Annotated in this window: 11 protein-coding genes and 1 pseudogene; 7 read left to right on the forward strand and 5 right to left on the reverse strand. The window is 47.8% G+C overall.

The window, feature by feature from the left end; all coding sequences use genetic code 11:
- The first annotated feature begins 118 nt into the window (after positions 1 to 118).
- The gene (locus FHS77_RS14910) at positions 119 to 352 is read left to right on the forward strand and encodes a hypothetical protein (protein ID WP_210307162.1); all 234 of its coding nucleotides are present in this window, start codon (positions 119 to 121) and stop codon (positions 350 to 352) included.
- Between the two features lie 86 nt (positions 353 to 438).
- On the opposite strand, the gene FHS77_RS14915 is transcribed toward FHS77_RS14910, so the two are convergent.
- The 3 genes from FHS77_RS14915 to FHS77_RS14925 form a co-directional block, all read right to left on the reverse strand.
- Positions 439 to 705: a hypothetical protein gene (locus FHS77_RS14915; RefSeq protein ID WP_184224725.1), complete on the reverse strand. Its 267-nt coding sequence runs from the start codon at positions 703 to 705 to the stop codon at positions 439 to 441.
- 5 nt (positions 706 to 710) lie between these two features.
- The gene (locus tag FHS77_RS14920) at positions 711 to 1,985 is read right to left on the reverse strand and encodes a Y-family DNA polymerase (RefSeq protein ID WP_184224726.1); all 1,275 of its coding nucleotides are present in this window, start codon (positions 1,983 to 1,985) and stop codon (positions 711 to 713) included.
- Positions 1,986 to 2,284: 299 nt separating this feature from the next.
- Complete coding sequence (locus tag FHS77_RS14925) at positions 2,285 to 4,294, reverse strand: TonB-dependent receptor domain-containing protein (protein WP_246431368.1); 2,010 nt, start codon at positions 4,292 to 4,294, stop codon at positions 2,285 to 2,287.
- A 186-nt stretch (positions 4,295 to 4,480) separates the two neighbouring features.
- Here FHS77_RS14925 and hemP point away from each other — a divergent pair, with 186 nt between their 5' ends.
- From hemP to FHS77_RS14950, 5 genes are all read left to right on the forward strand, one after another.
- Positions 4,481 to 4,756, forward strand: coding sequence for a hemin uptake protein HemP (gene hemP / locus FHS77_RS14930; RefSeq protein WP_184224728.1), 276 nt, complete (start codon positions 4,481 to 4,483; stop codon positions 4,754 to 4,756).
- Between the two features lie 13 nt (positions 4,757 to 4,769).
- Positions 4,770 to 5,843, forward strand: coding sequence for a hemin-degrading factor (locus FHS77_RS14935; RefSeq protein ID WP_184224729.1), 1,074 nt, complete (start codon positions 4,770 to 4,772; stop codon positions 5,841 to 5,843).
- Positions 5,844 to 5,860: 17 nt separating this feature from the next.
- Positions 5,861 to 6,820 carry a heme/hemin ABC transporter substrate-binding protein gene (locus FHS77_RS14940; RefSeq protein WP_184224730.1) on the forward strand — a complete coding sequence of 320 codons (960 nt, stop codon included), beginning with the start codon at positions 5,861 to 5,863 and terminating at the stop codon, positions 6,818 to 6,820.
- A 145-nt stretch (positions 6,821 to 6,965) separates the two neighbouring features.
- Positions 6,966 to 8,069, forward strand: coding sequence for a FecCD family ABC transporter permease (locus tag FHS77_RS14945; protein ID WP_184224731.1), 1,104 nt, complete (start codon positions 6,966 to 6,968; stop codon positions 8,067 to 8,069).
- Between the two features lie 9 nt (positions 8,070 to 8,078).
- Positions 8,079 to 8,885: a heme ABC transporter ATP-binding protein gene (locus tag FHS77_RS14950; RefSeq protein ID WP_184224732.1), complete on the forward strand. Its 807-nt coding sequence runs from the start codon at positions 8,079 to 8,081 to the stop codon at positions 8,883 to 8,885.
- 21 nt (positions 8,886 to 8,906) lie between these two features.
- On the opposite strand, the gene rirA is transcribed toward FHS77_RS14950, so the two are convergent.
- Complete coding sequence (gene rirA / locus FHS77_RS14955; protein ID WP_184224733.1) at positions 8,907 to 9,374, reverse strand: iron-responsive transcriptional regulator RirA; 468 nt, start codon at positions 9,372 to 9,374, stop codon at positions 8,907 to 8,909.
- A gap of 271 nt (positions 9,375 to 9,645) precedes the next feature.
- Positions 9,646 to 10,104 (reverse strand): YbaK/EbsC family protein, encoded by a 459-nt coding sequence (locus tag FHS77_RS14960; protein WP_184224734.1) that lies wholly within the window; start codon positions 10,102 to 10,104, stop codon positions 9,646 to 9,648.
- Between the two features lie 283 nt (positions 10,105 to 10,387).
- On the opposite strand from FHS77_RS14960, the pseudogene FHS77_RS14965 reads away from it, so the two are divergent.
- Positions 10,388 to 11,008: pseudogene (locus FHS77_RS14965) on the forward strand (tyrosine-type recombinase/integrase); the annotation flags it as partial.
- Positions 11,009 to 11,102 lie beyond the last annotated feature (94 nt).

An 11,102-nucleotide genomic window follows, 5' to 3' on the forward strand; every position in this document is an offset into this window, starting at 1 on the left:
ATGTCTGCCATCCTTCCTATCGAGTAGATTGAACGCAACAATCTTCAAACAAAAATTGTCGCTTGGGTAGGGCGGCAACCACTCCATCTATTCAGCTGCCATTGTGGGCTTTGGTTTTATGGCCTATGATAAATATACGGAGCGTGAATGGGTTGTTTCTCTTAAGCTGATTGAAGCTGCCAGAAACAGCGGGCAAGCTGGAGTTGAAGCACGTCTGGGCACTATTGCTGTGAAGGCTATCCGTCGTGAGGATGCTGATCTGCCGCCATTTAAATGGTTTGGTTATGGTGTGATTGCAGATTTTATTGTTGTTTATTCAGCCGGCCAGCGTAATGTTAAATCTAAAACTTAAAATCTATATTTTTATGTTTAAGGCCTCACTTTTGTGAGACTTTTTATATGTGCGCAATTCTCTAATCCATAAGGTGCGCAGCTTTATTATGCGATCCCGCCAACAAAACCGCTGAGTTCATCAAGGCGCACCATCGCCATGCGCATGGTGCCGCGGCAGTTTTGAGCTTTGCAGCGCGCGCGTCGTTCAACTTCGTCCAAATATAATTGCTCGTGCCCTCTAATTGAGCTGATCATTGCTTTGCTGATATAAACAAGGCGGTTACATTTCTTGCAGGTCATTTCTAATCTTTGATGGTCGGCAAGATCGCTGGCTTTATAGCGGGTTTTCCAGTTTCCGGGTGGGGACGCCATTTATGTCACCAGAAGTCTTCAGGGGAAGGAATGCGGACATAGCTGATTTTACCGCCAACATGCCCGCCTGCCGGTGGCTTCCATTCTCCTAGGCTCACAATGGTTTTGGAATAACGGCTGTTTAAATCATCAATGGCAGTGCTGGCTTTCTCCCATTTTTGCCGTGTGGTATCGTCATTATTCAACAGATCAATCTGTCGTGCATTGGCAGGGCTTAAATCATAAAGCGTTACACTGACACGAAATATAGTAAGTCCGCGTGGGTATTCTTTGATCACTTTATCCCAAAGCTGCCTGAGGGCAGTAAGAGTAGCCTGATCATCATTGACGGTGGCAAGTCGCATATTATGAAAACTAGAGCCATCTCTGATGGAAAGCCAAAGAGAAAGTCCGTCGGCATAGTAGTTTTCCCGTCTCAGACGGCGGGCAGCCTTAGTGAGCAGAAGTCGTGAAATTTCATAGGCACCATGAATTGTCCGCGCTTCGGGCGGCAGAACACGGCCATGGCCGAACATGCCCCGTTTTTGCGGTTGAGCCTGAATGTCATAACCATGCAAAGCATACCAAAGCCGCTCACCGGTGACGCTGTTCCAGATGCGCCGCATATGTTTGGGCTGTAAATTGTAAAGTGCTTCGGTCGTGTAAATATTATGTTTGTAGAGGCGCTTGGCCATATTGCGTCCGACAGCCGGAACATCCTCCAACTGCACCTGAAAAAGATGATCAGTTAGTTCGTGTGGGTGCCATATTGCTAAGCCATTGCCATAGTTTCCGGTTCTTTTGGTAGCATCCTTTCCCGCTTTGCATGCCATTTTTGCTAAGTGGCGATTAGCAGCAAAACCAATTGAGCAGGTGATGTAAGGCCCGATCATCTGCCGGATATGGGATTTGATGCGTGAACTCAGCAATTCGGGATCACGTCTGCCGCTGTCATCAAGAATACAGGTCAGTTCATCAATGCTTTTAGCGGCATCGATTGAGATGATTGTTTCAATTTCACAAAGTAGCGCATTATGGGCACGGCGATAAAGCTCAGGCTTTTGTGGCACCAGAATAAGGTCTGGACAAATTTTCTTAGCGTCTTGAATTTTCATGATGTTCTTAACGCCGCGTGCCTTTGCTTCCTTGGAGCAGGCAATCACGGCAGTTCTGTCGGTTCCGGCAAAGGGAACGACGCCAATCGGGCGGTCGCGCAGGCGTTTGTCGCATTGCTGCTCCACACTGGCAAAAAAGCCATCAAAGTCGAGATAGAGGCGTTCAATCGTTTCAGGTTTACGCATGGGCGGTTAATTCCAGACAAGCAAAGGCGTGGCGCAAAACACGCAAAAAAGAGAATAGCGGAGTGTTAACATTTATATTTGTTCTATAAATGTTCTCTTTTTAAGAAATAGTCAAGCGCGATTTCAGTTTCGCTATTTCTGCTTGCGGCAGTATAAATAAAATTGTTTAAAATTAATATGTTATGTTAATATCTTAATCTAATTTTTAATGAAAATTCATCGGAAGAAGAATATGCATTATAAAATAATGGCGCAGAGAATGTCTGCGCCATTTTAATTTCAAAACGATTTCAGGTGCGTTAGAATTTAAACTGCGTTGCCACCATGAAACTACGTCCCTGACCATCACCAGAGGTACTGAGTGCTGGTTTATAAGTTTTGTTAAAGACGTTATTGACCTTGAGTGTCAGATCAACATTTTCAGTGAACTTATAATTGGCAAACACATCAACCAGGGCGTAGGAGTCTGATCTGTCTGTGCCTGTATAGGTCGCGTTTTTGCCCCGTGAAACATAGTTGTAACGCGCACCGGCAGTGAGTTTGTCTTCCAAAAAGCGCGCGCCTGCGGTGAGTGTGAAAATATCATCCGGAAGATATTGGCTTGCACCAAAACCCGGCATTTGCCGTGGCATATCTGTTTTTGTATGTGAGTAACCAATACCGGCAAAAGTGAATCCCGCATCATAGTTAGCTTCAAGCTCAAAGCCGCGAACACTTGTATTGCCGGCAATATTGGCAAATTGGCAGGCTCTGAAGTTGGCGGTACATTGTGACACGATGTAGTTTTCAACTGTCATGTCATAGTAGTTTGCTTTCATGCTCAAGCGGTCACTTGTCAGGAAAATATCATTTTGAGCCAGATTGAACCCGACTTCCCAGCCACGCTGTTTTTCCGGCTCCAGATAGGGATTAGGTAACATGCCGCCACCATGGGCGGTTCCGCCCAGCATTGTTTCCTGCAAAGTAGGCGCACGCATTGAATGGGAGTAGGTTACATATGGCTGCAACCAGTCCGTTACATTGATGGCCAATGTCACTTTCGGTGCAAGCGCATTAATGGATCTGTCTACCAGTTGGCTTCCATCATTGGCATCGCCATCTAATTTGAAGAAGTTGTAACGCAGGCCAGTTGTCAGATCGGCCAATCCATAAGAAAACTTTGCTTCAGAGAAGAGGGCGCCGGAGCTGCTGCGCCCGTTGGTTGGGTTGGTGCCAGCCTTAAAGCCACTGATTTTATCGCTGAAATATTCTACACCGTTTTGCCAGCTTATATTAACATCATTGATGGCAAAATTTGATGTATTGGAGACATCAAAACCAAAACCTTTATCTGTTATTTCGCGACCAACTGATGTGGCATAAGAATTTAACCCCTTGTTATAACGCATGCTGGTTTCGTTATAATGTGCGTTGACACGCAGATCGATAAGATCATTATCGCCGGGATTGTAGCTGTAATTAGCGGTTAAAGTATTGTTTTTAAGGGTTTGATCATAAGAGTTCGCAGCAAAATCGTTTTTATAAAAGACGCCGCCTAATGTCAGGTGCTGATCTTCACCAAAGCCAAACTCAGTTTTAAACAGGCCGGATGTCATTTCCTGACCTGTGTTAGGCTGACGGGTATTATCACCGTTTTTATATGAACGGGAATCGCGACGGCTGATAGCTGCGGCAATGCCCATTGCATCAATGCGTGCACCACCAGCCAGCATTTCGGAGAAGCCAACACCGTTGCTGCCCCATGATGCGCGACCAAGCACGCCCCATTGTTTGCCTTCTTCAACAATATCACTGACGCCAAGGGTGCGGAAATTGACGCTACCTGCAAGGCCGCTGCCGCCTGTGCCGGTTGTAGCGCCACGCGTTACATCGATATTAGCCAGCAAATTGGGGTCAACATAAGTAAAGCCTTGCGCCTCATGGCCGGTAAAGCGGAAGTTTTGGCGCACGCCATCCACCATCATATTGACGCGGCCGGAGCCTTCAAAGCCGCGAATATTGACGGCAACGCCGGGCTGCGAGCCGTTGATACGGGTGAAAACACCTGGAACATTGCGTAATGTGTCATCAATTTTTTTACCGCCGAAACGATCCATAGTGGTGCGTGAGACACGACTTACCTGATCGGTTGTTGAGCTTGGTGCATTCGGCTCGGCTTTACGCACAACGATTGTTTTCAAATTGACTTCAGTCTCATCCGGCTTTGCAGCTTGTTCCTGCGCGAAAGCTGATGAGCTTGCGATCAGAACCAGAGTGAGGGCTGTTCCTGCCATAAAACGTGAGTGATATCCGCCAGTCTTTCGCGACATTTCTACTTCTCCTGAGAAAATTGAAAGCATGTTCCGCTGGCTTGTGAATTGAATCTCACTGGCTGGTGGATTGTTGTTTTTAAACTTGACTAATTAAGTCTTGTATTGCGCTTTCTATAAAACATGATAGTTTGTGTCAAGAATGTGGGAGCATATTTTCACAGGCGAATGGAAACGAACAGAGTAATGAACCGGCGCGTTGATATTGATTTGGAGGTGCAGTGGCCTCCGGCAAAGACATCAGAACGATGGCCAATGCAGCAATTGGCGAATGAGGATGCGATGCAGCAATCGCAGCCAGATGGTGAGGTTTTAGTGGCTGCGCAAGCAGAAGAACTGAACCTTAAAACCTACGGTAGCAGTGAGCTTTTCGAGGGGGCTAAAGAGGTGGTTATTAAGCATGCCGGCTCTGTGTACCGCTTGAAAATAACGCGCCAGGGCAAGTTAATTCTTAATAAATAGGTATAGCAGAACTATGACACTATCGACCAAACCATCACCGGAAGCAATTCGTCAGGCACGCCAAGAAAATCCGAAAATGCGTGAACGCGACTTCGCACAGAAGCTTGAAATTTCGGAGGCAGATTATCTGTCAGCCTATATTGGCGCTGATGATGATGCCCTGAAAGTGCAGCGTGTGCGTGCGGATGTGGAAGCTTTTTTAGGCGGCATCAGTGCAGTTGGTGAAGTGATGGCGCTGACCCGCAATGAAAGCGCCGTGCATGAGAAAATCGGCCCTTATGAAAAGACTGTGCCCGGCAAACATGCGGCAATGGTGCTGGGCAAGCAGATTGATCTGCGTATTTTCCCGTCGCAATGGGCGGAAGCTTTTGCAGTTGAAAAACATGATGGCGATAGCGTGCGCCGCAGCCTGCAATTTTTCAATGCTTCGGGAGAGGCAGTGCATAAAGTGCATTTGCGTGAAGCGTCAAATCTCGATGCTTATGCAGAATTGCTTAAAAACCTTGCGAGCGATAACCAGTCATCCGAGTTTCACGCTGTTGCGCCAAAAGCTAAGGCTGAAACCGCTGTGACGGCGGAAGTTGATAGCGAGGCTTTCCGCAGCCGTTGGTCAGAATTGACCGACGTGCATCAGTTTATCGGCTTGTTGCGTGATTTTAATATTGATCGCAAACAGGCTGTTGAGCTGGCAGGCGAAAGCTTTGCATGGCCGCTTGATACCGGTTCTGTCCAATCAATGATGGAGCAGGCGGGAAAGACGTCGCTGCCAATCATGTGTTTTGTCGGCAATCGCGGCTGTATTCAAATCCATACCGGTGCAATCACCGGCATTAAAATGATGGGGCCTTGGCTCAATGTGATGGATCCGACATTCCATCTTCATTTGCGCACTGATCGCATCAGTGAAGTCTGGGCAGTGCGTAAGCCAACCAAAGATGGTCATGTGACATCGCTGGAAGTTTTTGACGCAAATGGTGAGCTGTTTATCCAGTTTTTTGGTGAGCGTCATGAAGGAACAGCAGAGCGTGCTGACTGGCGTGAACTCGTGGAATCTTTGCTGCGTCTTCCGCGATCCGTAGCTGCTTAAAACAGATGATAGCACGTATGAATTTCTTATCCATTTGTTCATCCAATGCCCTGCTGCACAAAACGCGGCAGGGTTTATTGGCCGGTGTGGTTGCCACATTGTCATTGGCTGTGCTTGCACCCGTTTCCATGGCATCTGCCATGGCGGCAGATAATGAGCCGGTGACATCAGCTACCGTTGAAACTTTAAAAGACACCTCCCGCCTGTTATCAGTTGGTGGCTCGCTGACCGAGATTGTTTATGCGCTGGGCGAAGAGGGCAGGCTGATTGGCCGCGACATGACCGGCACTTATCCCCCAGCCGCTGCCAAGCTTGTTGAAGTTGGCTATATGCGCCAATTGTCTCCGGAAGGTGTGCTGTCGATCAATCCGAGCGCAATTTTGATGCTGGAAGGCAGTGGGCCGCCGGAAACAATTGAAGTTTTGAAAAAAGCATCAGTTCCGGTGGTTATGGTGCCGGATGGCATGAGCCATGAAGGTGTGCTTGAGAAAATCAGAATTGTCGGCAAAGTGCTTGGTGTCAGTGAAAAGGCCGAAGCACTTGTGGCATCGGTTGATGCAGACATCAAGAAGTCTGAAGAGCTGGCACAATCGATCAAAGAGCCTAAGCGCGTCTTGTTTATCCTGTCGGTTCAAAACGGGCGCCTTCAGGCATCCGGTACAGGAACGGCAGCGGATAATGTCATTAAAATGGCTGGTGGTATCAATGTCATTGATAGTTTTGCCGGCTACAAGCAAATGACCGATGAAGCAATTGATAAACTTGCGCCTGACCTGATTTTGATGATGACCGGCTCCGGTGATCATATGGCGCGTGCGGCTGATATTCTATCGCATCCGGCGATTGTTTCGACGCCTGCTGCCAAAACAAAAAGCATTGTTCAGATGGACGGATTATATTTGCTCGGCTTTGGCCCGCGCACCGGCAAAGCCGTGCGAGAGCTAACAGAAGCGCTTTATCCGGAAAAGAAAAACTGAACAGTTTTTTAAATTATATCCGAAGGCTCTCTGTGGTTTTTAAATCAAACAACAAAGAGCCTTCAGAAGTTTTGTACGCAGCCTTGCTGCTTCAATGATCCAGCACTTTAAAAGTAAGTGCTGAAGAATATCAGGGATGTAAATTATGACATCGCAAGACGCCGTTTACAGCACCCATTTGCCTGTAATACGGAACAAGCAGGATGGAGATCGCAGCCATATTGCCAGATTGTCTATTTTTGTATTGGCAATCGCTCTCATTACAACGGCGCTGTTCAGCCTGACAGCTGGCGCCTCTGACGCTTCACTGTGGAATTTGATCCGTTCACTCTGTTCTGGTGCGGATGGCGATGTGCTTTCACAGCGCGACCGTTTGATCATCGTTGATATTCGTTTGCCGCGTATTGTGTTGGGCATGTTGATCGGCGCTGCTTTGGCGGTCTCCGGCGCTGTCATGCAGGGGCTTTTCCGCAATCCGTTGGCTGATCCCGGTCTTGTCGGTGTTTCTTCGGGTGCCGGTCTTGGTGCTATTTCCATCATTGTGTTGGGGGGCACCATACTGGCACCAATCACAACAATGCTCGGTCTTTTAACGCTGCCATTGGCTGCATTTGGTGGCGGGCTGTTAACAACACTAGTACTTTACCGCGTTGCGACCAGACAAGGGCGAACATCGGTTGCCACCATGCTTTTGGCCGGTATTGCGCTTGGTGCTTTGGCCGGCGCTTTAACAGGACTTTTGACTTATATTGCCGATGATCGCCAATTGCGCGATATGACCTTTTGGGGGCTTGGCTCATTGGCGGGTGCCACTTGGGGTAAAATTATTTCGGCAGGCCCGATCATCTTGGTGGTGCTTATTGTGGTGCCGTTTCTGGCGCGTGGTCTCAACGCGCTGGCCTTAGGCGAAGCATCGGCCAATCATCTGGGCGTTAATGTACAGCGTGTTAAAAATATCGCGATTGTCAGTGTGGCAGCAGCCGTTGGCGCTTCTGTTGCAGTGAGTGGCGGTATTGGTTTTGTTGGTATTGTTGTGCCACATATTTTACGTTTATCGATTGGCCCCGATCACCGTTATTTACTGCCGTGCTCGGCTTTGCTTGGCGCAACTCTTCTGCTTTTGGCCGATGCGTTCAGCCGTACGATTGTCGCTCCGGCAGAATTGCCGATCGGTATCGTGACTGCCACTTTTGGTGCACCATTCTTCCTGTGGATTTTGCTGCGCCGTCGTAATCTGCTGGATTTGTAAGAGGGTATTATGATCGAAGTTCGGGATCTGTCGGTTACAATTTCAGGTAAGACCATTATTGAGGATGTGAGCTTTAAAGCCTATCCGCGTCAAGTAAACGTTATTGTCGGCCCTAACGGTTCAGGCAAAACCACATTGATGCGCGCATTATGCGGTGATGTCAGTTATGGCGGCGAAGCCTTACTGGATGGCGCTAATTTCCGCTCTTTCAAGCCATGGCAAATGGCTGAGCGCCGCGCCGTGCTGCCACAAGCCACAAGCCTGTCTTTTCCCTTTAGTGTGCGTGAAATCGTACGTCTGGGGCTGACGGGTGGTTTCAGTGGTGTTTCGGCGCAAGAGCAGGAGATGTTACCTGACCTCGCCTTGAAAATGGTTGATTTAGAAGGCTTTAGCGGTCGTCTTTATCAGGAGTTATCGGGTGGGGAGCAGCAGCGTGTACAGCTGGCACGGGTACTGTGTCAGGTATGGAAACCTGTCATTGATGGTCGTCCGCGTTATTTGTTCCTGGATGAGCCTATTTCCAGTCTGGATATTCGCCACCAAATTATGGTGATGAATATTGCACGTAAATTTGCATCAGACGGCGGCGGTGTTGTCGCTATCCTGCATGATCTGAATTTGACAGCGATGTTCGCAGATCAGATCATTATTATGCAAAGCGGAAAATTGGATGGGGCAGGTGCGCCGCGTACAATGTTGACCGGCAAGCGTCTCTCGCGGATTTATGGCTGCAACTTATGCGTTGGCATGGTGCCGCCACCGGATGTGCCCTTTATTTTGCCTCACGGGTCACTTGAGGATGTGAGCGGCATTTAATGCCGCTCATTATTATTTGAATCAGCTTGCCGAAGCGGCGCGCGCTTCAATCATTTCATCAAGTCCCAGCAGCATGCGCACATTCGGGCGCGCTTTGACCAGATCCGCAATTGTATATTGCGAAAGAACGGTAAAGAAGGCGCCGAGCGCTTCACGCAGAGCGGAGTTGAGGGCGCAGCTGTCAACCAGCGGGCATTCCGTGGCGTCGTTTTCGAAGCATTCTGCCATGGCAAAATTTTCTTCCGTTACATGCACCACATCAAATACTGTGATTTCATGGGCGGCTTTACCAAGTCTGATGCCACCATTTCGGCCGCGCACGGTTTCGATCATTTTATTCTGAACCAGCGGTTGCAGAATTTTAAACAGAAAAAGCTCTGAAACCGAATAAGCTCTGGCAATTTCCGGTACGCGGCTTAGCTGCCCTTCATTGGCTGCGCAATACATAAGCATCCGAATTGCATAATTGGTCTGACGGGTCAGTCGCATACGAGATCCTTTCCGCGCGGGAAGGTTTTAACAGATACACTCCTGCTGCACATAAGCTGGCAAGGAGCCGAAATTTGAACTTGTCGTATGTTGCTTGTTAGCAAACATAATTCAAGTTAGTTTAGAATTGTTCTTAACATATATAAAATGCAATATTAAGAATTGCAATTTCATTTCGCAAAAATATGATAAATTAAGGAATGTTTAATATAGCCGGAACCGGCCGGTGAAGCAATATCAATATGTTCACCGGAATTTTTAAAATGCTTGTTTATTGACAAACATCGATCCATTGGGCGTTTGTCAGCGCTGCCAAGCGTTCTGTATTAACCCGCACGGCACTATTAATAGAGCCAGCCGCAGGCACAACTTCCTCATAGGCTTTGAGTGAAATATCGCAATATATAGCCATATCGCTGGCAAGGCCGAAAGGGCAGACGCCACCAACTGGATGGCCGGTCAGTTCTATGACGCTTCCTGCGTCCAGCATGCGCGGTTTGGTGGCAAACTGATCTTTGAATTTACGATTATCAATACGGGCATCGCCGCGTGTTACAATCAGAACCGCATCGTCTTTGACTTTGAACGATAAGGTTTTTGCAATTTGCCCAGGCTCAACGCCGTGGGCTTCTGCGGCCAGCGGAACAGTTGCCGTACTGGTTTCCAGTTCAATGACCTTCAAATCAGGTGCATTTTTAGCGAAAAAGGCTTTTACAGATTCCAAACTCATCAGCTTATCCTTGATTTTTAAGGACAAAGATTAGCCACGCACAATGATAAGACAAGGGGCACACAAGCTATATAAAAGCTTTTGAGGAAATTTTATGTGATGAGAGGATTTGAATGGTGCGGGCGGAGGGCACCCCATTGAAATATCAGGATAAATCATAAGTTATCACCCGCTATCACATCCCATATAATACTGGCTAGTTCTTGTTTCGTTCATGATCATGCTCTATCATACACCCTCATACTATCGCATAATAAAAGGTGGATTGAGGGGTGGATAGGAATTGAGCCGCAAACTGAACAAGTTGAACGCACTTGCAGTGAAGAACTCTCCCGCTGGTAAATATTCAGATGGCGGAGGCTTATGGCTTCATAAAAGAGGAGATGGTGGAGCGCAGTGGGTGTTGCGGGTAACGGTTCATGGTCGACGTAGGGAGATGGGGCTTGGTGCTCTTGCAACAGTATCACTGAAAGAGGCACGTGAAGCCGCTGATCGATATAGGGCAATGGTTCGTGAGAATATTGACCCGATCAAGGAAAGAGAGCGGATGAAAAGAGAATCACTCCGTAATCTACATTTTCTCAAGGATATAGCCCTTGATGCCTTCGAAAGCAGAAAGGCTTCCTTGAGGGAGGACGGGAAGGCAGGGCGCTGGTTTAGCCCTTTAGCCATTCATGTTCTGCCGAAACTTGGGAATATGCCCGTTTCTGACATCGACCAGAAGGATATACGCGATGTGTTGTTGCCTATCTGGCATGACAAAGCAGAGACAGCCAGCAAAGCTCTAAATCGTCTGAGCATATGCTTAAAGCATGCCGCTGCTTTAGGCCTAGACGTAGATTTACAGGCTACAGAAAAGGCGCGAGCTCTTTTAGGCCGGCAGAGGCATAAGGCGCAAAATATGAGACTGTTTATTATTTTGTGTAAGTTGCCGCTTCTTTTACAAGTGATCTTTCAAACGATGATCAAAATGTATCGTAAACCAATTCATGGCTAAA

It is taken from the genome of Paenochrobactrum gallinarii (genome assembly GCF_014205685.1).
GTDB lineage: Bacteria > Pseudomonadota > Alphaproteobacteria > Rhizobiales > Rhizobiaceae > Paenochrobactrum > Paenochrobactrum gallinarii.